The 20,433-nt window shown below is 68.4% G+C and carries 17 protein-coding genes; 8 read left to right on the forward strand and 9 right to left on the reverse strand.

The features are described from left to right. Positions 1-52 precede the first annotated feature (52 nt). Positions 53-1,312, reverse strand: a complete 1,260-nt coding sequence (locus BST28156_RS09255; protein ID WP_174902022.1) for a mechanosensitive ion channel family protein — start codon at positions 1,310-1,312, stop codon at positions 53-55. 210 nt (positions 1,313-1,522) lie between these two features. On the opposite strand from BST28156_RS09255, the gene BST28156_RS09260 reads away from it, so the two are divergent. Then, positions 1,523-3,241 (forward strand): SulP family inorganic anion transporter, encoded by a 1,719-nt coding sequence (locus tag BST28156_RS09260; protein ID WP_174902023.1) that lies wholly within the window; start codon positions 1,523-1,525, stop codon positions 3,239-3,241. Positions 3,242-3,329: 88 nt separating this feature from the next. Here the strand turns inward: BST28156_RS09260 and BST28156_RS09265 are convergent, their stop codons facing one another. From BST28156_RS09265 to BST28156_RS09290, 6 genes are all read right to left on the reverse strand, one after another. Then, positions 3,330-4,784 (reverse strand): DHA2 family efflux MFS transporter permease subunit, encoded by a 1,455-nt coding sequence (locus BST28156_RS09265; RefSeq protein ID WP_174902024.1) that lies wholly within the window; start codon positions 4,782-4,784, stop codon positions 3,330-3,332. Beyond that, entirely contained in the window at positions 4,781-5,344 is a 564-nt protein-coding gene (locus BST28156_RS09270; RefSeq protein WP_174902025.1) for an isochorismatase family protein, read from the reverse strand. Before BST28156_RS09270 ends, BST28156_RS09265 begins: the two co-directional genes overlap by 4 nt. A gap of 76 nt (positions 5,345-5,420) precedes the next feature. Further along, entirely contained in the window at positions 5,421-5,870 is a 450-nt protein-coding gene (locus BST28156_RS09275) for a MarR family winged helix-turn-helix transcriptional regulator (protein ID WP_174902026.1), read from the reverse strand. 188 nt (positions 5,871-6,058) lie between these two features. Then, complete coding sequence (locus BST28156_RS09280; RefSeq protein ID WP_060237264.1) at positions 6,059-6,307, reverse strand: DUF7661 family protein; 249 nt, start codon at positions 6,305-6,307, stop codon at positions 6,059-6,061. Between the two features lie 41 nt (positions 6,308-6,348). Further along, a complete protein-coding gene (locus BST28156_RS09285) occupies positions 6,349-7,443 on the reverse strand; it encodes a serine hydrolase family protein (protein WP_174902027.1) in 1,095 nt (364 codons plus the stop codon). 239 nt (positions 7,444-7,682) lie between these two features. Beyond that, on the reverse strand, positions 7,683-7,958 hold the full coding sequence (locus BST28156_RS09290) for a hypothetical protein (protein ID WP_174902028.1): 276 nt from the start codon (positions 7,956-7,958) through the stop codon (positions 7,683-7,685). Positions 7,959-8,009: 51 nt separating this feature from the next. On the opposite strand from BST28156_RS09290, the gene BST28156_RS09295 reads away from it, so the two are divergent. Together BST28156_RS09295 and BST28156_RS09300 are read left to right on the forward strand one after the other, a co-directional pair. Beyond that, positions 8,010-8,897 (forward strand): LysR family transcriptional regulator, encoded by an 888-nt coding sequence (locus BST28156_RS09295; RefSeq protein WP_174902029.1) that lies wholly within the window; start codon positions 8,010-8,012, stop codon positions 8,895-8,897. Positions 8,898-8,981: 84 nt separating this feature from the next. Continuing rightward, positions 8,982-9,269, forward strand: coding sequence for an Rrf2 family transcriptional regulator (locus tag BST28156_RS09300; protein ID WP_174902030.1), 288 nt, complete (start codon positions 8,982-8,984; stop codon positions 9,267-9,269). Positions 9,270-9,398: 129 nt separating this feature from the next. Here the strand turns inward: BST28156_RS09300 and mgtA are convergent, their stop codons facing one another. Then, positions 9,399-12,161: a magnesium-translocating P-type ATPase gene (gene mgtA / locus BST28156_RS09305; protein ID WP_174902031.1), complete on the reverse strand. Its 2,763-nt coding sequence runs from the start codon at positions 12,159-12,161 to the stop codon at positions 9,399-9,401. Positions 12,162-12,830: 669 nt separating this feature from the next. Then, positions 12,831-14,471 carry a S8 family peptidase gene (locus tag BST28156_RS09310; RefSeq protein ID WP_174902032.1) on the reverse strand — a complete coding sequence of 547 codons (1,641 nt, stop codon included), beginning with the start codon at positions 14,469-14,471 and terminating at the stop codon, positions 12,831-12,833. 420 nt (positions 14,472-14,891) lie between these two features. On the opposite strand from BST28156_RS09310, the gene BST28156_RS09315 reads away from it, so the two are divergent. The 5 genes from BST28156_RS09315 to BST28156_RS09335 all read left to right on the forward strand — a co-directional run bounded on the left by BST28156_RS09315 (position 14,892) and on the right by BST28156_RS09335 (position 20,363). After that, positions 14,892-15,788 (forward strand): glutamate/aspartate ABC transporter substrate-binding protein, encoded by an 897-nt coding sequence (locus BST28156_RS09315; protein WP_174902033.1) that lies wholly within the window; start codon positions 14,892-14,894, stop codon positions 15,786-15,788. Positions 15,789-16,112: 324 nt separating this feature from the next. Further along, positions 16,113-16,955: an ABC transporter substrate-binding protein gene (locus tag BST28156_RS09320; protein ID WP_060237291.1), complete on the forward strand. Its 843-nt coding sequence runs from the start codon at positions 16,113-16,115 to the stop codon at positions 16,953-16,955. A gap of 94 nt (positions 16,956-17,049) precedes the next feature. After that, positions 17,050-18,552: an amino acid ABC transporter permease/ATP-binding protein gene (locus tag BST28156_RS09325; RefSeq protein ID WP_174902034.1), complete on the forward strand. Its 1,503-nt coding sequence runs from the start codon at positions 17,050-17,052 to the stop codon at positions 18,550-18,552. Between the two features lie 19 nt (positions 18,553-18,571). Then, positions 18,572-19,903, forward strand: coding sequence for an amidase family protein (locus BST28156_RS09330; protein ID WP_174902035.1), 1,332 nt, complete (start codon positions 18,572-18,574; stop codon positions 19,901-19,903). 61 nt (positions 19,904-19,964) lie between these two features. Then, entirely contained in the window at positions 19,965-20,363 is a 399-nt protein-coding gene (locus tag BST28156_RS09335; protein ID WP_060237298.1) for an ectoine synthase, read from the forward strand. The last annotated feature ends 70 nt before the right edge of the window (positions 20,364-20,433 follow it).

Genomic DNA, 20,433 nt, shown 5'->3' on the forward strand with positions numbered 1-20,433 from the left:
ACGCGCTCGATGCGGAGCGTCGATGCAACGCCTTCCGCACCCCCGCCACGAATCACTTCGCGTGCATGCCTTCCGCCCCGAGCGGCGCTGCATCCGCACGCGGCACCGCCGCCGTCATCTGCCGCATGTCGAATCCCGACGGATGCTGGTACACGCGCAGCCCGAACTCCGGCAGCACCGCAATCAGATGGTCGAACAGGTCGGCCTGGATGGTCTCGTAGTCGACCCACGTCGTCGTGTCGGTGAAGCAGTACAGTTCGAGCGGAATGCCCTCGGCGGTGAGCGGCAGTTGCCGGGCCATGCAGGTCATGTCGCGGCGGATCCGCGGATGCCACTGCAGATAGTTCGCGACGTATGCGCGGAACGTGCCGAGGTTCGTCAGCTGGCGGCGATTGGCCGGGCAATCGCCGGCGCTGCCGAGCGCGCCGTTCCACTGCGCGATCGCGTCGACCTTGTCCTCGAGGTAATCCTTCAGCAACGTCAGGCGTTCGAGCCGTTCGATTTCGTCGTTGCCGAGAAAGCGCACGCTGGTCGCGTCGATGAACAGCGCGCGCTTGATGCGGCGGCCGCCCGCTTCGGTCATCCCGCGCCAGTTCTGGTAGCTCTCGGTGATCAGCTTCCAGGTCGGCACGGTGATGATCGTGTGATCGAAGTTCGCGACCTTGACGGTGTTCAGCGTGATGTCGATCACGGTACCGTCCGCGCCGGCCGACGGCATCGTAATCCAGTCGCCGATCCGCAGCATGTCGTTCGACGACAGCTGCACGCCCGCGACGAGGCCGAGCAGCGTGTCCTTGAAGATCAGCATCAGCACCGCCGACATCGCGCCGATGCCCGACAGCAGCAGGCCGATCTGCTTGCCGGTCGCATCGCCGATCACGACCAGCGCGGCGGTGATGAACATCACGAGCTTGACGAGCTGCATCGCGCCTTTCAGCGACAGGCGCGGCTGGTCGCGCCGGCTCGAGCGGTAGGTGTGCTCCAGCGCGGACAGCGTCGCGCTGATCGTCATCGTGACGAGGAACACGATCAGCGCGAACAGCACCTTGTCGGCAGCCAGCGCGGCGGCGTCCGGAATGCCGGGCACCGCGCCGAGCCCGAGCTTGATCACGACGAACGGGACGATGCGGTTCAGCCATTTGAACGCGCCGAACTCGAACAGCGCGTCGTCGACGCGCGTGGCCGACAGCCGCGCGAGCCGCGCAACGACGCGAAACAGCAGGAAGTGGACGGCCGCGGTGATGGCGCCGGCGGCGGCGAGCAGGACGAGGGTGCCGACGAGCGGCGCAAACCAGGTTTCGTGCAGGGTCATAAGGGCAGGCGGGATCCTTCTTGTGCGTTGAATCGGCGCCGCGATGCGGCGCGTGCCCGATGAAGGGCACCTGAAAGGGACAGCGATTGTGCCATCGGGTTCCGCGCACATGCAGTGACGGCGAGTCAGCGCGCGATGCACCGCCGCACTTGCCATCCGATGCCTGCACGGGGCACGATGCGCGAACGACTTCGCCCATCTTCACCACGCATGCCAGATACCAATGCAAACCCGTCGCCGGGCGTACGCCTGCTGAAAGGGGTTCTTCCGGTCCGCCGCACGGCGGCGATTCGCGACATCTTCGCAGGCTGCTCGCTCGCCTCGATGGATATTCCGCAAGTGCTCGGCTACGCGCGCATCGCCGGGATGCCGGCCGTCACGGGCCTTTACACGGTGTTCCTGCCGCTCGTCGCGTTCGCGATCTTCGGCGCGTCGCGTCACCTGGTGGTCGCCGCCGATTCGGCGACCGCGACCATTTTCGCGAGTCGCCTGTCGTCGATGGCGCCGGCCGGCAGCGCCGACTATGCGGCGCTGGCCGGCATGGTCGCGCTGCTGACTGCCGCGATGCTGCTGCTCGCGCGCATCTTCAAGCTCGGCTTTCTCGCCGATTTCCTGTCGCGTACGGTGCTGGTGGGGTTTCTCGCGGGCGTCGGCGTGCAGGTGTCGATCGCGATGCTCGGCGACATGCTCGGGCTGGCCGTGCCGTATCCGGCTTCGCGCAGCGTCGCGCAGTTCGACTATGTCGTCACGCATCTCGCGCAGCTGCATCGGCCGACGTTCGCGCTCGCCGCGCTGGTGGTCGTCGCGATCCTGGTCTGCAAGCGCTTCGCGCCGCGCTTCCCGATGCCGATGATCGCGGTCGCGGGCAGCATCGCGGCGAGCCATGCGTTCGGCTTTTCCGCGCGCGGCATCGCGGTGCTCGGCCCCGTCGCCGGCGGGCTGCCGCCGCTGCGCTGGCCGTCCGTCACATGGCAGCAGTTTCTCGATCTCGTGCCGGTCGCCGCGTCGTGCTTCGTGATGATCATCGCGCAGAGCGCGGCGGCGGCGCGCGTGTTCGCGCAGCAGTACGGCGAGGAGGTCGACACCAACGCCGACATCCTCGGGCTCGCGGCCGCGAATGCGGCGGCTGCGGTCGGCGGCGCGTTCGTCGTCAACGGCAGCCCGACACAGACCGCGATGGCCGACGGCGCGGGCGTGCGCAGCCAGGTCGGACATCTCGCGTTCGCGGCCGTCGTGGCGATCGTGCTGCTGTTCCTGAGCCCGATGCTGCAGTATCTGCCGCACGCGGTGCTGGCCGGCATCGTGTTGACGATCGCGCTGGGGCTGATCAACGTGCGCAGCCTCGCCGCGATCCGCAGCGAAAGCCCCGGCGAATTCACGCTCGCACTGGTGACGGCCGCGGCCGTCGTGACGGTCGGCGTCGAACACGGCATCCTGCTTGCGGTCGCGCTGTCGCTGATGCGGCATGTGCGCCACAGCTATCAGCCGCATACGATGGTGCTCGAGCCCGTCGCCGGCAACGGACGCTGGCTGCCGGTGCCCGCGCGGCCCGGCGCGATGACCGCGCCCGGGCTGATCGTCTACCGGTTCGGCTCCGACCTGTTCTTCGCGAACGACCACCGGTTTGCGGCCGAGGTGAGCGAACTCGTCGACGCGGCGCCGGTGCCGCTGCGCTGGTTCGTCGTCGACGCGGGCGCAATCACCGATCTCGACTATTCGGCCGCGCGGACGCTGACCGATCTCGTCCGCGGCCTGCATGCGCGGCGCATCGGCGTGCTGTTCGGGCGCGTCAACCGCTACCTGCATGCGGACATGGATCGTCACCGCATCACCGACGTGGTCGGCGAATCATGCATCTTCCCGACGCTGCACCAGGCGCTGGAGGCTGCCGGCGTGAAGTCCGCGCCGCAGGAGCCGGGCGTCGTGTAGCGCGTAGCGGCGCTAGGCGGCCGCGCGCAGGCGCGCGAAGCCGTTGCGCAGGTGACGGGCCAGTTCGGTTGCGGCGCGGCCGGCGCGTTCAGCGCGAGCCGCTTGACGCCGGTGCCGCGCGACGCCCGCCCGCGCCGGCCGACCACAACGGCAAGCGAAGCGCGGTAACGAAACTCGACGCGTGCAGCATGCACAGCAGGCCGAACGCCCAGGCATAAGCGGTCCCGTGCGCGCTGCCGCCCGCTGCGTGATCGGCCTGCAGCCGCCACGCGAGAAACAGCGTGCAGAGCGTCGTAAACGTCGGGCCGCCGAGGCGTTGCACGATATTGAGCGAGGTGGTCGCCATCGGCAGGTCGCGGCGTTCGACCGATGCATAAGCGGCCGTAATCGACGGCGCGCCGATCGCGCTCTGGCCCATCCCGCGCAGGAACAGCGCGGGCACCAGCACGACGGGATCGTAGCCGTGCAGCGCGAGATACACGAACGGCAGCGTCGCGAGCAGCGCGAGCATCGCACCGGCCGCGGCCAGCCGCCGTACGCCGAACCGGCCGGTCAGCGCACCCATCGACGGATAGGTGACGAGCATGCCGAGGCCCATCGGCGCGAGCAGCCAGCCCATCTCGCCGGGCGAGCGGCCGCACGCCTGGATCAGGAACACCGGGATCAGCATCTGGCCGGCGAACAGCGCGCCGTTCGACAGGAACTGCGTCGAGGCCGCCGCGCCGAACACCTTGCCGCGAAACAGCGCGAGATCGAGCAGCGCCCGATCGCCCTTGCGCGTTTCGACCCGCAGGAAGGCAGCCAGCAGCAGCGCCGCGCCGGCGAGCGCCGCGATGCCGAGCACTTCGCCGATGCGCTCGACGCCGTACAGGAACAGCACGAGCCCCGGCGACAACAGCGAAAGCCCGACCCAGTCGAGTTCCCGCCGCTGCGTCTCTTCGCGATCGCCGGGCAGGAACCAGGCGGCCAGCGCGAGCGCCAGCACGCCGACCGGCAGGTTCACCAGAAACAGCCAGCGCCACGACGTGTGCTGCAGGATCGCGCCGGCGACGACCGGGCCGAGGATCGGCGCGAGCAGCACGGGCACGGCTGCATAGCCGATCACGCGCGCCATCTGCTGGCCCGCGACGCGCGCGATCATCATCTGCGCCATGGGCGCGAGCAGTCCGCCGCTCATGCCTTGCAGCACGCGAAACGCGATCAGCGACGGCGCGGACCACGCGAGCCCGCACAGCGCGGAACTCAGCGTGAATGCTGAGAAGCACCACAGGTACAGCGCCTTCGCGCCGATCCGGTCGACGAGCCAGCCGTTCAGCGGCAGCACCAGCGTCAGCGCGAGCAGGTAGCCGCTCGTCACCCACTGGATCGTCGACAGGCTGGTGTGCAAGTCCGTCGCGAGGCTCGACAGCGACACGTTGACGATCGTCGCGTCGAGCTGCGACAGCAGCGAGCCGAGCATCGCGACCGCGCTGACCTTCCAGATCGACGGATCGAGCCCGCCGGCCGCGCGGGCCGGCACCGGTTGCGGCCGTTCGTCGCTCACGCGCCGCGCCGGTCGAGCAGCGCGACGATGTCCTGCGCCGAACCGGTCTCGCCGAGGCGCGGGAACAGGCGCTCGACGCTGTTCGCGTGGGCGTCCGCGTTCAGGTCGGTCATCGCATCGACGGCGAGCGTCACGTTGTAGCCGAGTTCGTATGCCTGCCGCGCGGTCGATTCGACGCCGATGCTGGTCGCGACGCCGGCCAGCACGATCTGCGTGACGCCGGCCGTTTTCAGGTGCGCGTCGAGATCGGTGCCGGTGAACGCGCCCCAGGTCTTTTTCGTGACCAGATGGTCGCCGGGCTGCCGGTCCAGCTCGGCGACGAGTTCGGTCCAGTCGGCCGGCAGCGCGTCGAGGCGAACCTGCTGCTGCGTGCGGCCCGGTGCGCCGCCCGCGACGTTGACGAGCACGACCGGCAGGCCGCGGCTGCGGAATGCGTCGAGCAGTTCGCGGGTGCGCTCGATCACGCCGCCGACCGGATGCGCGGTGGGCAGTGCGACGATGCCTTTCTGCAGGTCGATGACGACCAGCGCCGTGTTTGTGTCGAGACGGGTTGCGCTCATGATGGGGACTCCATGGAACGGACGGTGGACGGGACGGGCGCGCGGACGGACGAGGCGGCGTTGCTGCGCGCGGGGCTCACTTGTCGCCGATCCGCCGGATCAGCGGGATTGCGGCGGCGAGCGTGCGGATTTCTTCGGGATCGAGTTGCTCGATCGCGGCGCCGAGCCAGCGGTGCTTCGCGGCGCTGCGCTTGCGGCGCGCGTCGAGGCCGGCCGCGGTCGGCAGGAACAGGATCTGGCGACCGTCGGTCGGGTGCGGCTCGCGTTCGACGAGGCCTTCCTCTTCGAGGCTCGCAAGGATCGCCTTCATCGATTGCGGCTTCATCGACTCGGCGCGGGCGAGATCGGCGGTTGTCATCGGGCCGTTCGATTCGAGCCGCGCCAGCGCACTCGTCTGCGACATGCCGAGCCCGTCGGATGCGACTTCGGAGCGCAGCCGGCGGATCAGTTGGCCGACGGCGAGGGTCAGGTCGGTGGCGACGGCGTTGGCGTCGGCGGCGAGGTTCGGTTTGCGGGCGGCATTCATGGGGCGGATCTTAGGGCAAGACAGTTAAACTTGCAAGTTTAGCTGTCGATTTGGGTAGTGGAGACGGATGCGCGTCGCGACGAAAGCGTGTGGTGGACGGGTGGGTTCAGGGATCGGAGCGGTCGGGCGGCGGGCAGACGCCGATCTGCTGACGATTGCAGCGGCAGGGTGTAAGCCGCGCGACGCGTTCAGCAGGATTCGCCGCCGCGACCGGGTGGCGCGAGCGGCACGACCTCGCTGTTTCTCGGTGTTGCGGCTTCGTGCAGCAGATCGCCGAGATACTGCGCGAGTTCGTCGGCGGCGAGCGCAGGCGGAATATGCAGGTCGGCCGGCCGTCGCTTGCCTTCGACGCCGAGATCGAACACGGCCCAGCCGTCGTTTCGGCGGACGACGGCGAGACGGCGTCCGAATGCGTTGAAGCGGTATTCGTCCGGCATCGCATTGCTCCCTACGGCAAATGCGCCGGCCGCCTGCGCGTCTACTGGATCGAGCAGGCCAGCCAGCGATGGATCTTGATCGCATCGCTCGATACGCCGGCGCGCGTCGGCGCACCGAGCAGCACGACGGTCGTGCGGCGACCCTTCACGCGCATGCGCATCACGACGCCGTGCCCCGATTCGTTGATGAAGCCGGTTTTCTGCAGGCGGATCGGCAGGCGGCGATAGCGGACCAGCGGATCGGAATTCACATACAGCAGCTCGCCGTCGCCGGGGCGCACGGTGGTGGACGTGTCGGTCGAGAAGTAGCGGATCAGCGGATCCTGGGCGGCCGCGCCGACGAGCCGCGCGAGATCCTCGGCCGTCGACACGTTGTGCGGCGACAGCCCGGTCGGCTCCCTGAAATGCGTGTGGCGCATGCCAAGCCGGCGTGCCTCGCGATTCATCGCCTTGACGAACGCGGTACGGCCGCCCGGATAGTCGCGGCTCAGCGCGGCGGCCGCGCGGTTCTCCGACGACATCAGCGCGATATGGAACATGTCGCGGCGCGACAGTTCCGAGCCGACCTGCAAGCGCGAACCGGTGAACTTGATCGTGTCGCGATCGTGCGCGGTGACGCGCAGCACGCCGTTCAGCGGCCGATCGGCATCGCGCGCGACGACCGCCGTCATCAGTTTCGAGATCGACGCGATCGGCCGCACCGTGCGCGAGTTCCGGGCCAGCAGCGGCGTGCCGGAATCGACGTCGAGTACGTAAGCGGCGCGCGAATGGAGCGACCTGACCGCACGCGGGTTGTAGCCGCAGCTCGCGAGCAGGCGCGGTTTCGCGGCGGGATGCGGGCGGGCCGCCGTGGTGCGCTTCGCGCGACGCTGCTGCGGCGCCGGTGCCGCGTGGCGCTTGACCGCATGGTGCTTCACGCGCGGGCGGCGATGCTTGACGGCTTTTTTCCTGCGCTGGGCAGGTTTCTTCTTGACGGTTTTCTTGGCAGCCTTCGCGTGCGGCTCGGCATGCGCGGCGCGCTGGGGCGGGTGGCGCTGCGCGGACGATGCGTTCGTTGCGAACGCAAGCATCACGATCGACAGCGCGACGAGCAGGGTGGTCCGGGCGAGAGGCAGGCGCGCGATGAGGCCGGTCAAGCGAAAGTCTCCTTTTCACGCGCGACGAGGCAGCGTGGCATGGTTGAGCGGTCAGGGGTGCGGAAAATTATACGGTCGATCGCGCGGCGATGACGATGAAAAGCGGGAAAAGATGCGATATTTCGCGGATTTCGGGCGTTTTTACTGTCGTGCGGATCAGGAGGGCGGCTCAATGCGGGCCAACGCCCGCGCGATGCGGAGGAGTGCGACGCGATCGTGGGGCGATCGCGCGGCCCGCTTCAGCGTGGCCAGTTTCGCCGCGACACGACCGCGAAGCTGATCGCGATCGAACCGGTGACGGGGCGTGGCGGCGCGTCGTTCATCGCGTCGATCGCGTCGCCGAAGCGGAAGCGGGGGCGGCCGTCGGCACGCCCTGCGCGTGCGGTGCGGCGTTTTGGCGCAGGCGTATCGGTCGCCGCGACGGCGGCGCACGACGTCTCGGCCGGGCATTCACATACGGGATCCAGCGACATGGCGGGTAGTTCCGGAAAGGGCATGCCCGTATTGAACGTCACGCAATTCAATCAGTAAAATGAATATTTTGATCGTTTCGATTCCCTTCGAGAATGGAACTGAAGCTGCTGAGAACGTTTCTGACCGTCACCGAGCTGTGCCATTTCAGCCGGGCGGCCGATGCGCTGCACATGAGCCAGCCGGCGCTGAGCAAGCAGATCGGCGCGCTCGAGGCCAGCCTCGGCGGCAAGCTGTTCGAGCGCGGGCGGCATGGCGCGGAGCTGACGCCGTTCGGCGAGCGCTTCCTGCCCGACGCGCAGGCGCTGGTGCGCGACGCGGACGAGATCCTCGCGCGCGCACGCGAAGCGACCAGCGGCCAGCGCGGGCATCTGCGGCTCGGCATCTGCCTGTCGGTGCTGACACTGGTGCCGCGGCTCGTCGCGGAGTTTCGCCGGCTGAATCCGGGCATCGCGGTCACGCTGAGCGACCTGTCGTCTGCCGAGCAGACGCGCCGGCTGCGCGCAGGCAAGCTCGACGCCGGCTTCCTGCGCCTGCCGTCCGACCAAGGACTGTCGTCGTTCAAGGTGATCGACGAAGGGCTGGCGCTGGCGGTGCCGCCGCATCTCGGCCTCACGCGCGTGCCGGCCGATCTCGACGCGCTCAACGCGCTCGGCTTCATCGCGCTGCAGCGCGCACGCGGCCCGGGCCTCGCCGCGCAGATCGACCGCTGGTGCGTCGAACGCCGGTTCGTGCCGCACGTGACGCAGCAGGCGGAGGACGTGCAGTCGGTGCTGACGTCGGTCGCGGCCGGCGTTGGCGTCGCGTTCATTCCGTCGCGCGCGCAATACCTGCTGCGCGATGCGACGGTGCTGCCGCTCGGCGGCAAGGATGCGAAGTGGCGCGTCGGGCTTGCGTGGCTGTCCGGCCGCGACGATCCGGTCACGGCGCGTTTCGTGACCTTCATGCGCGCCGCACTGAAAACGCAGGGCGCTCGCGCGTGAACGACACGGTATAGTGTCCGCGACCGGCGCACGGTGCGCAGCCGCCCGCCGGACGATGTCCCGGTCCTGCCGAAACCCGAAGCCATGACGACTCCCGAATCCGACGAATCCCCGCTCGACCCCGCACTCGTTGCGACGCTCGCGACCCTGAACGACGCCGCGGCCGATCCGGCCGGCAAGCCGTGGTCGCTGCCGAAGATCGCGAAGCGCACGCAGTTGCCGATGAGCACGCTGCGCCGCGTGCTGACGCAGCTCGATGCGGCCGGCCTTACCGCGACGACGCTGAACGAGGACGGCACCGGCAGCGCCGCGCTGACCGACGAAGGGCGCGCGGTGTGCGCGCAGCTGTTCGGCGCGAACGACGCACGCTGAAGAAAACGGGCCGCCGAGGCGGCCCGTCGTCGTGTCGACGCTGCGATGTTCCGATCCGCGATGCCGGCGCGTCACTGCCGCGCGGTCACGCCGGCCATCGCCGAACGAGCGCGGGTTCGGCGCAGGCGCTCAGAACCACTGCCGGTAGCGTCGCACGTAGATCGTCTTGACGATCTGCGCGAGCAGGATGTAGCCGACCATCGTCGCAGCGAGCCACAGCCAATAGCTGCCCGGCAGGTGCATGAAGCCGAGCGCGTCCGCGAACGGCGAGAACGGCAGCCAGCAGCCGATCGCGATCGCCGTGAACGTCGACAGCAGCACCGGCAGCGATGCCGTGCTCTGCAGGAACGGGATTTTCTGCGTGCGCAGCAGATGCACGACGAGCGTCTGCGACACGAGGCTCTCGATGAACCAGCCCGAATTCATCACGACCTGGCCGCCCGAGCCGCCGTGCAGGTGATACAGCGCGCCCGCGCCGAACACCGACCACATCAGCAGGTAGGTCGTGATGTCGAACACCGACGACGTCGGCCCGACCCACAGCATGAAGCGACCGATGTTGCCGGCTTCCCACTTGCGCGGCTGCTTCAGGAACTCGGGGTCCATCCGGTCCCACGGCAGCAGCATCTGCGACGTGTCGTAGATCAGGTTCAGCACCAGCAGCTGCGTCGCGAGCATCGGCTCCCACGGCAGGAACGCGCTGGCGACCAGCACCGAGAACACGTTGCCGAAGTTCGAGCTGGCGGTCATGTTCAGGTACTTGAGGATGTTGCCGAACGTCTCGCGGCCCTTGATCACGCCTTCCTCGAGCACCATCAGGCTCTTTTCGAGCAGGATGATGTCGGCGGTTTCCTTCGCGATGTCGGCGCCGCTGTCGACCGAGATGCCGACGTCGGCGTCGCGCAGCGCGGGCGCGTCGTTGATGCCGTCGCCGAGGAAGCCGACCGTGTGGCCGTTCGCCTGCAGCGCCTTGACGATGCGCGCCTTCTGCAGCGGCGTGAGTTTCGCGAACACGGTCGTGCGCTCGACGACCCGCGCGAGCGTCGCGTCGTCGAGCGCTTCGATGTCCGTGCCGAGCATCGGCTTGCCCGGTTCGAGGCCGACCTGGCGGCAGACCTTGAGCGTGACGGTCGGGTTGTCGCCGGTCAGCACCTTCACGGCGACACCGTTCTCGCGCAGCGCGGCGAGCGCCGGCGCGGCCGACTCCTTCGGCGGATCGAGGAAGGTCAGGAAGCCGCGCACGACGAGGTCGCGCTCGTCGGCGGTGCGGTACTGCTCGCGTTCGTCGCCGCGCGCGATCGTGCGCGTCGCGAGCACGAGCACGCGGAAACCGTCCTCGTTGTACGCGTTCGCCTGTTCGAGCAGCCGCTTGCGCGCGACGAAGTCGAGCGGGTGCACGCCGTCCTGGTCCTGCACGTGCGTGGACACCGCGAGCATTTCCTCGACCGCGCCCTTGCAGATCAGCAGGTGCGCGCCGCGCGCATCCTCGACGACGACCGACAGGCGGCGCCGTACGAAGTCGAACGGCAGTTCGTCGATCTTTCGGTAGCCGTGCGGCTTCGCACGCTCGCCGATTTCGTCGGCGCGCGCGACGATCGCGATGTCGATCAGGTTCTTCTGGCCGCTCTGGTGGAAGCTGTTCAGCCAGCCGAGGCGCAGTATCTCCTCGTTGCGGTGACCGGACAGGTCGAGATGGTGTTCGAGGATGATCCGGTCCTGCGTCAGCGTGCCGGTCTTGTCGGTGCAGAGCACGTCCATCGCGCCGAAGTTCTGCACCGAGTTCAGGCGCTTGACGACGACCTTGCGGCGCGCCATCGCGACCGCGCCGCGCGCGAGGTTCGCGCTGACGATCATCGGCAGCATCTCCGGCGTGAGGCCGACGGCCACCGCGAGCGCGAACGTGAGCGCGCTCAGCCAGTCGCCCTTGGTCAGGCCGTTGATCAGGAACACGACCGGCACCATCACGAACATGAACCGGATCAGCAGCCAGCTCACGCTCGACACGCCGCGGTCGAAACTCGTCTCGACGCGCTTGTGGCTCACGACGTTGCGCGCGAGCGAGCCGAAGTAGGTGTCCTCGCCCGTCGCGACGACGACGGCCGTCGCAGTGCCGCTGACGACGTTGGTGCCCATGAAGCACACGTTCTCGAGATCGAGCAGCGAAGCCGATGCGTCGTTCGCCGCGCCGGCCGCGCGCGTGTTCGCGGATTTGCCGGCGACCGCACCGAGCGTGTCGTACTTCTCGACGGGCAGCGCTTCGCCGGTCAGCACGGCCTGGCTGATGAACAGGTCGCGCGACGACAGCAGGCGCACGTCGGCGGGGATCATGTCGCCGGCCGACAGATGCACGATGTCGCCGGCCACGACCTCGCGCATCGGCACTTCGCGGCGCGCCGGCTCGGCCGTGTCGGTCGCCGCGCGCTGCACGGTGGCCGTGGTGCGGACCATCGCCTTCAGCTTCTCGGCCGCGCGCAGCGAACGGAATTCCTGCACGAAGCGCAGCAGTGCGCTGATCGTGACCATCGTCAGCAGGATCGTGATGCCGACATAGTCGCGATCGTCGGGCGCCGCAAAGTAGACGTCGGTGCAGAAGCTGATCGCGGCAAGCACCAGCAGCACGTAGACGAACGGGTTGTGGAACGACATCAGCAACTGGCGCGACCAGTGCGGCGGCTTGTCGTGTGCGATCTCGTTCGGGCCGTCGCGCAGCAGGCGGTCGGCGGCCTGCTCGCAGGTGAGGCCGCGCGTGCTGGTGTGCAGCGATTTCAGCGTGTCGTCGAGCGGGCGGGCCGCTTCCTGCGCGGCGCGCATCAGGCGCGGTTCGTGCTGCTGCCCGGCGCCGGTCTTGATGAAGCCGCGTTGTTTCTTGTGCGAAGTATTGCGTTGTGTCATGGGTCGCTCCTGGCACGCGAGTCGGCGAGCGGGAGCGGCCGCGACGTTATCGACGCACGCACGCTCCCCGCCGCGTCGCGTCGCGCGCGGTCGGCTGTGGATCGGTGAAGTTGGGCGGGCTCGCCGGCGCGCGCCGTGCGGTCGGACGATCGATGCGCAGCGTCGCACCGGCGAGCGGTAATCGACTACTGTCGTCTGGGTTCATCGGTACTCCTGTCGGTTGCGGATCGACGGCGCGGGCAGACGGCGCGCGCGCAACGCGGCGCGCGGCCGGACGGCACGCGAACGGAACATGCACGCAGCTGGCGCTGCGCGCAGCACGAACGCACGCGTGCGAAGGCCATCGCGTGTCGTTCGGCAATATCGAAAATTCGGCGGGAATCCGGCCTGTTCAGGCCGAAAGGACGCCGCATCCTGCTTCCCGGGATGCGGCAGAAGACGAGGCTCTGCGCGTTTTCCTCAGGCAGCAGTCAAGTTGGTCGAGCACCAACTACAACTCGCATCGGTGTTCACAGAACACTCCAGATAATCAGACGGGGGCGATGGTAAGGGGTCGTCGTGCGAAGCGTCAAGCCTTTTGTCGGTGCAGATGCGCTTCATGCGCTCGGCGTGGTGCGAGCCGCCGCACGCACGCCGGTCGACGTGCGCGCGGCAGTATTGCGCTTCGCGTTACTGCGACGCCGATGCGACCGCCGAGCCTGCGTCGAGAATGCCCGAGCCTGCCGGCAGCGCGGTGCATGCGGTGCCGGCTGCCAGTTTCGCCGCACGCGTGCCGCCTTGCAGCTTCTGCTGGATTTGCGCGGGCGTGAGGTTGCCGTTCACCGTGAGCATCAGCGCGGCGACACCGGCCACCTGCGGCGTCGCGAAGCTCGTGCCGTTGTCGGTGTCGTAGGTGTCGGCGCCGGGCGTCGTCGTGCCCGCGTTCGACGTCGACAGAATATTGACGCCCGGCGCGCTGAGCGACACGTCGGTGCCGAAGTTGCTGAACGATGCGCGACGGCCGGTCGCGTCGGTGGCGCCGACGCTGATCACGCCGCGGCAGTTCGCGGGCTGGTCCTGTCCGGTCGACAGGCCGTCGTTGCCGGCTGCGACGACCACGGTCACGCCTTTCGCGGTCACGTCGTCGATCGCCTGCTGGAACGTCGTGCTGCATGCGCCGACGCCGCCGAGACTCAGGTTGATGACCTTCGCGGGCGTCGGATTGTTCGGCACACCGTTGACGGGAATGCCGGCCGCCCAGCGCATCGCGTCGGCGATGTCGCTGGTGGTGCCGCCGCACTTGCCGAGCACGCGCACCGGCAGGATCCGGCCGAGCCACGATACGCCGGCGATGCCGATGCCGTTGTTGGCGTTGGCGCCGACCACGCCCATCACGCGCGTGCCGTGCCAGGTGCTCGCGTTCGGCTCGGCCGCGCAGTGATAGAACGGTCCGCTCGCATTGTCGATTTCCTGCTGCGTGACCCAGTCGCCCGGGTCGCTCGCGTCGGGGCCGCGCGTCAGGCCGTTGTTGCTGGTGCTCGCGCTGGAGATGAAGCTGTAGCCGGGCAGCAGATTGTCCTTGAGGTCGGCGTGCGGGCGATAACCGGTGTCGAGCACGGCCGTGACGACGGCCGGCGAACCCTTGGTGACGTTCCACGCGGGCGGCATGTCGATGCCGGCGGTCGGGTCGGACAGGTACCACTGCTGGCTGTAGTCCGGATCGCTCGGCGTGTCGCGCACCTTCATCGGATGATCCGGTTCCGCGTAGTCGACGTCGGCGTCGGCCGCGAACGCCTGCGCGAGCGCGGTCGCGTCGGTGGCCGCAATGCGCTGGCCGAGCGACAGCACGGCCGCGCCGTTCGACACGGTGCGCTCGACCTGCACGTTCAGCGCCGCGGGCGCGACGCCGCTCGCGTATGCGCGCGCGGTCGCGGTCGGCGCGCTCCAGCGCGTCATCGAGCGCTGGATCACCGCGTCGAATCGCGATGCGGTGTCGACGGCCGCCATCGCGTGCGTGGCGGTCGACGTCTTCAGCCTGACGATCAGATGATCGATCGGCGGCTCGGTCGGCGCGACGGTCTGCGCCGCCATCTGCACGGCCGCCTGCTGTGTCGCGCACGCATTGCTGCCGGACGAGGCGGGCGGTGTCGTCGGGGTCGTCGGCGCCGGCGTCGGCGCGGGCGAGGCGTTGGACGAAGACGGGCTGCTGCCGTCGCCGCCTCCGCCGCCGCAACCGGAGAGCGGCAGCAGGACGGCGGCGGACAGCACGCCGGCGAGCATGTGCGCATGGCGGGCGCGGGCCGAGGCGAAGTTGAAACGTTTGGCGCTCATGGTGGAGTTCGATCCTCGTGGATAGTCGTCGTGCCGGCGATGGGCGTGGGTCCGGCCGAAACCGGACCTGTCGTTTTGTCTGACGGTAGCGGCGAGGTTGCTGCGACGCGCCATGCTGTGGGTAACGGCCGCCGCGACGCCTTCTTGAGGGGATTGGCGGAGAAATAGACCGGGCCGCGCAAACGATTACGTTGCCGCGCCGCAGCACGAACGCATGTTTGGAACGAATGGCAGAGACGCGCGGCCATGGACGCACGCGACCGGCCGGGCAAAACGCGTGGCGCGAACGCGTTTCGCGGCACGGAAAAGCGCGGCGCGCGGGCAGCGGCGCTGGAAGGTTCCTTACGCTTTCCCTGATGCGACGCGAATTTTGTCGGGCGTAGGATCGCGATTCGATCAACGTTTCTTCAGGAGAAAAGCATGGATCGCCGCTTTCGCTGGCTGGCAGTCGCACTGTCCTGCGCGCTGGCGGGCGCCGCGCACGCGCAGGCGCTCACCGGCACGCTGAAGAAGATCAAGGACACGGGCGTCGTGTCGCTGGGCATCCGCGAATCGTCGGTGCCGTTCTCGTATTCGGACAATCAGCAGAAGAACATCGGCTACTCGCGCGACATCGCGGCGCGCATCATCGAGCAGCTGAAGACCGAGCTGAACCAGCCGGGGCTCGCGGTGAAGGAGATTCCGATCACGTCGCAGAACCGCATTCCGCTGCTGCAGAACGGCACGATCGACTTCGAATGCGGATCGACGACGAACACGCTCGAACGGCAGAAGCAGGCCGCGTTCTCGAACAGCATCTTCCTGTACGGCATTCGTTTCAGCACGCGCAAGGATTCGGGCGTGAAGGATTTCGCGGATCTCGCGGGCAAGACCGTCGCGACGACGGCCGGCACGTCGGACGAGCGCCTGCTGCGCAAGCTCAACGAGGAGAAGGGGATGAACATGACGATCATCAGCGCGAAGGACCATGCCGAAGCGTTCATGAACGTCACGACGGGACGCGCGGTCGCGTTCGTGATGGACGAGCCGCTGCTGTACGGCGAGATCGCGAAGGACCGCAATCCGGGCGCCTACACGGTGACGGGCACGCCGCTCGTCCACGAAAACTATGCCTGCATGATGCGCAGGGACGACCCGGCGTTCAAGCGCGTCGTCGACGGCGTGATCGCGAAGCTGCAGACGTCGGGCGACTCCGAGAAGCTGTACGACCGCTGGTTCATGCAGCCGATCCCGCCGAAGGGCGTGAGCCTCAACTATCCGCTGTCGCCGGAGATGAAGCAGCTGTTCAGGAATCCGACCGACCAGGCGCAGTACTGACGAAGAACGCCATTCACCGGCTGTCCCTTCGTGTTGGCCGCATCGCGCCGGTAGACGGCGCACCCGCACCGCATCGCATCGGCGATCCGCCCGGATCGCCGTTTTTTTTGTCTCCCGAAAACCGCGTCCTGCGCGCGACCGCGCCCAGCCGTTCGCGCGAATTCCCGCGTAAACCCGGATTCAGATTTCAATTTGAACTGGTCAGAATCGGCCGAAATTGTTCAACAATTTTCGGTCGAAAATCCCGTGAAGCCGCATGTGGCGGTGCGCGGGAGGCGGTGCGGTTTTTCCGCGCGAGTGCCGAAAAACCTCAGGAGCCACGCCATGTCCGGTCAGTCTTCGTTTCGACGTTTCCTCCGCGGCGCGCTCGTGCCGCTGGCTTGTGCATGCTCGCTCGCGGCGGCGGCGCCGCTGCAGACGGTGAAGCCGGGCACGCTGCTGATCGGCTCCGATCTCACGTATCCGCCGTACGCGTATCTCGACGGCGGCAAGCCGGCCGGCTTCGACGCCGAGTTCTCGCGCATGCTGGCGAGTCATCTGAAGCTCGAGCCGGTGTTTCTCGACACGCGCTTTCCCGACCTGATCCTCGGGATGAAGGCGCGCCGCTTCGACGTCGTCGCGTCGGCGCTGTACGTGACGCCCGACCGCGTGAAGCAGGTCGACTTCGTGCCGTACCTGAAGACGGGCGCGTCGCTGCTGGTCGCGAAGGGCAGCGCGTATCGGCCGAAAACGCCGCAGGACCTGTGCGGCAAGCGGGTCGGCACGATCAAGGGCGCATCGTGGACGCCGAAGCTGCGCGCGGTGTCGGACGACGCGTGCAAGGCGGCCGGGCGCGGCGAGATCGCGATCCTCGAGTTTCCGACCTCGCCGGAAGCGACGTCCGCGCTGATGTCGAAGGCGGTCGACGTGCAGATCGAGGACGCGGCCGTCGCGCAGGGCATTCCGAAGCAGACGAACGGACGCATCGAGCTCAGCTCGACCGCGCTGCTGTATCCGATCGTGATCGGCCTGGGCGTGACGAAGGGCGACGGCGGCTTGCAGCACGCGCTGGAAGGCGCGCTCGACGATGCGAAGCGCAGCGGCGAGTACGGCAGCCTCGTGAAGAAATACGGGTTGCAGGAGCCGACGCCGGCCGACGTTGCGACTGCGCTCGGTACCGCGAAGTAATCGCAGCGACGTGACGACTGCGCCGCGCCGGCGCAAGGGTCCGCCCCAATGCGCGCCGCGCGGCCGCTTCATCATTCCGGTTGAGGAGTCTTCGATGCAGTTCGATTGGCACTACGCGTTGCAGCTGTTGTGGGACAAGGATTTCTGGCGCGCCTGCGTCGTCGTGGTCAAGCTCAGCGTGTCTGCGTGGCTGCTCGGCGTGTTGCTCGGCTTTCCGGTTGCGCTGGCGAGGCAGTCGCATCACGCAGCGCTGAAACGGGTCGCGGCCGTCTACATCTGGTTCTTTCGCAGCCTGCCGCTGCTCGTGCTGCTCGTGTTCATCTACAACCTGCCGCAGGTGTTTCCGGCGACCAGTGCGGTGCTGTCCGACCCGTTCACGGCCGGCCTGATCGCGATGGTGCTGAGCGAGACCGCGTATTTCGCGGAAATCCATCGCGGCGGAATCCTGTCGGTGCCGCGCGGACAGCTCGAAGCCGGCCGCGCGCTCGGCATCCGCTTCACCGGGATCCAGCGGATGATCGTGATGCCGCAGGCGATCCGCATCGCGCTGCCGGCGCTCGCGAACGAGTTCATCACGATCGTGAAGCTGACCTCGCTGGTGTCGGTGATCTCGCTCGCCGAGATCCTGCTCGTCGGGCAGCGGCTGTACACGCAGAATTTCCTCGTGTTCGAAACGATGCTGGCCGTCGCGTTCTATTACGTGCTGATCGTCACGGTGTTCAGCCGCCTGCTCGCCTATCTCGAACGACATCTCGACGTCAGCCGCCGCACGCCAGCGCAGGCCAGCCCCGCGAACTTGACGCTGCCGTTGTCGGCGCCGGCCGTTGCGCCGCGCCCGCGCACGAACGCCGAATTCGCGCTGCGGATCAAGGGCGTGCAGCAGCGCTACGGCCGTCACGAAGTGCTGAAGGACATCCATCTCGACGTCGCGCCCGGCCAGGTCGTGTCGATCATCGGCCCGTCGGGGTCCGGCAAGACCTCGCTGATCCGCACCATCAACGGCCTCGCGCCGGTGAACGCGGGCGAGATCGACCTGTACGGCGCGCCGTTCATTCGGGCGGCGGGCTCGCATCCGCCGCGCGTGCCGCACGACCGCATCCTCGACATCGGCATGGTGTTCCAGAGCTTCAACCTGTTCCCGCATCGCACCGCGCTGCAGAACGTGATGATGGCGCCGTGCTATCACCGGCAGGCCGATACCGATGCGATCCGGCTGCAGGCGCTGTCGCTGCTGTCGAAGGTCGGGATGCTCGAGCATGCGAACAAGTATCCGCACCAGTTGTCGGGCGGCCAGCAGCAGCGCGTCGCGATTGCGCGTGCGCTCGCGACGCGGCCGTCGATCATGCTGTTCGACGAACCGACGTCGGCGCTCGATCCGGAACTCGTCGGCGAAGTGCTGAAGGTGGTCGAGACGCTGGCGAAGGAGGGCATGACGATGATCATCGTCACGCACGAGATGAACTTCGCGTTCAAGGTGTCGGACCGGATCGTCTTCATGGAAAACGGCCGAATCCTCTACGACGTGCCGCCCGAGCGGATTCGCGGTAGTGCCGATGCACGCGTGAAGGATTTCCTGCGCCATGTTCACTTCGCATGACGCGCGACGGGGAAGACGAATGAACGCGACCGATTTCTCGCCGCACGAGGCGGACGAACAGACGTGCGTCGACCATATGCGTGCCTGTCTCGCGCGCGCCGATGCGCATCCCGACGACATCGGCCTCGCGTGGCTCGCACGCCGCGACGCGGCGGCACTGGCCGACGCGCGCGCATCGGATGCCGCGACGGGCCGCCCGGCACCGCTGGCCGGCCTCGCGCTGACCGTCAAGGCCTGCTTCGACTGCGAAGGCTGGGTCACGCACGCCGGCTCGCGCGTGCTGGCCGATGCGCCGCCCGCGTCGGCCGATTCAGCGCTGGTGGCGGCGCTGCGCCGCGCGGGCGCGGTGCTGGTCGCGCAGACCGCGATGACCGAGTTCGCGTACGGCGCGCTCGGCGTGAACCGCGCATACGGCACGCCCGCGACGCCGCTCGATGCGCGGCGCGAGCGCGTGGCAGGCGGTTCGAGTTCGGGCGCGGCGGTGTCGGTGGCGCTCGGCGCGGCCGACCTGTCGCTCGGCTCGGATACGAGCGGGTCGGCGCGCATTCCGGCGGCGTTCTGCGGCGTGGCTGGTTTCAAGCCGTCGCGCGGACGCTATGCGGACGCAGGCATGCGTTTCCTGTCGACCAGCTTCGACGTGCCCGGCCTGCTGGCCGCGACCGCCGATCTGTGCCGGCAGGTCGACGCGGCGCTGCACGGTCGAACGGAGCGTCGGCCGGCGCCGGCTGTCGTGAAGGACCTGCATTTCATCGTTCCCGAGCGATTCGCGACCGACGACGTCGATCCGGAGGTCGCGCAGGCGTTCGACGCGTGGCTGTCGCGGCTGTCCGCGCACGGCGCACGAATCGAGCGCAAGCGGCTCGACTGCGCGGCCGAGGCCGGCGCGGTGGCGCGCGCGGGCGGCATCATCGCGGCCGAGGCGTTCATGCTGCATCGCGCGCGGCTCGCCACGGACGCGGATCGCTACGATCCGCTCGTCGGCCCGCGCATCGCGGCGGGCGAGCAGGTGCGCGCGCACGACTATGCGGCGGCCTTGCTGCGGCTGAACGAGCTGGCCCGCGCATACGACGCGGCGCTTGGCGACGCGGACGCGGTGCTGACGCCGACGGTGCCGATGTTGCCGCCGCGCATCGCCGATCTCGCCGACGAAGCCGTGTATCTCGCGCAGAATGCGCGTGCGTTCCGGCTGACCGAATTCGCGAACCGGCTCGACCTGCCGAGCATCAGCGTGCCGGGCGACCGGCGGCGCAAGCGGCCGATCGGGCTGCTGATGACGGGGCGTCGCGGCGGCGACACGCGGTTGCTCGACGCGGCGGCGCTCGTCGAACGCGCGCTCGCCGATGCCGAATGATCCGTTTTCCGGCGGCAAGGACGGCCTTGCCATTTTTCATCTTGATTACTCAGAGGTACTCATGATTGTCGTAAGATCGGCCGATATCGCCCATACCGAACGCCACGCGCACGGCCCCGGCTGGGACAGCAAGCGGATGATCGTCAAGCAGGACGGCGTCGGCTACTCGGTTCACGAGACGCGCGTGCATGAAGGTGCGGAACTGCATCTGCACTACAAGAACCATTTCGAGACCAACTACTGCGTGGCGGGCGAAGGGGAAGTCGTCGACACGGCGACCGGCACCGTGCATCGCATCGCGCCCGGCACGATCTACGCGCTGAACCTGAACGATCCGCACATCCTGCGCGCGACGCGCGGCGACCTGCACCTCGTCTGCGTGTTCAACCCGCCGCTGACCGGGCGCGAGACGCACCGCGAAGACGGCAGCTATGCGCTGCCGGCCGGCGAGGATGCCTGACGAACGGCGACCCTCGGCCCGCGCGCCGTGCCCATGCGGCGGGCGGCATGCGGGCGGCAGCCAACGCGGC

Source organism: Burkholderia pseudomultivorans, assembly GCF_902499075.1.
In the GTDB taxonomy this organism is placed as follows: domain Bacteria; phylum Pseudomonadota; class Gammaproteobacteria; order Burkholderiales; family Burkholderiaceae; genus Burkholderia; species Burkholderia pseudomultivorans.

Excerpts from the sequence above, each read along its gene's own strand:
- BST28156_RS09255 (WP_174902022.1), bottom strand. The coding sequence starts at position 1,312 with ATGACCCTGCACGAAACCTGGTTTGCGCCGCTCGTCGGCACCCTCGTC.
- BST28156_RS09325 (WP_174902034.1), top strand. The coding sequence starts at position 17,050 with ATGCAGTTCGATTGGCACTACGCGTTGCAGCTGTTGTGGGACAAGGAT.
- BST28156_RS09320 (WP_060237291.1), top strand. The coding sequence starts at position 16,113 with ATGTCCGGTCAGTCTTCGTTTCGACGTTTCCTCCGCGGCGCGCTCGTG.
- mgtA (WP_174902031.1), bottom strand. The coding sequence starts at position 12,161 with ATGACACAACGCAATACTTCGCACAAGAAACAACGCGGCTTCATCAAG.
- BST28156_RS09275 (WP_174902026.1), bottom strand. The coding sequence starts at position 5,870 with ATGAATGCCGCCCGCAAACCGAACCTCGCCGCCGACGCCAACGCCGTC.
- BST28156_RS09270 (WP_174902025.1), bottom strand. The coding sequence starts at position 5,344 with ATGAGCGCAACCCGTCTCGACACAAACACGGCGCTGGTCGTCATCGAC.
- BST28156_RS09310 (WP_174902032.1), bottom strand. The coding sequence starts at position 14,471 with ATGAGCGCCAAACGTTTCAACTTCGCCTCGGCCCGCGCCCGCCATGCG.
- BST28156_RS09300 (WP_174902030.1), top strand. The coding sequence starts at position 8,982 with ATGACGACTCCCGAATCCGACGAATCCCCGCTCGACCCCGCACTCGTT.
- BST28156_RS09330 (WP_174902035.1), top strand. The coding sequence starts at position 18,572 with ATGAACGCGACCGATTTCTCGCCGCACGAGGCGGACGAACAGACGTGC.
- BST28156_RS09280 (WP_060237264.1), bottom strand. The coding sequence starts at position 6,307 with ATGCCGGACGAATACCGCTTCAACGCATTCGGACGCCGTCTCGCCGTC.
- BST28156_RS09295 (WP_174902029.1), top strand. The coding sequence starts at position 8,010 with ATGGAACTGAAGCTGCTGAGAACGTTTCTGACCGTCACCGAGCTGTGC.
- BST28156_RS09335 (WP_060237298.1), top strand. The coding sequence starts at position 19,965 with ATGATTGTCGTAAGATCGGCCGATATCGCCCATACCGAACGCCACGCG.
- BST28156_RS09315 (WP_174902033.1), top strand. The coding sequence starts at position 14,892 with ATGGATCGCCGCTTTCGCTGGCTGGCAGTCGCACTGTCCTGCGCGCTG.
- BST28156_RS09260 (WP_174902023.1), top strand. The coding sequence starts at position 1,523 with ATGCCAGATACCAATGCAAACCCGTCGCCGGGCGTACGCCTGCTGAAA.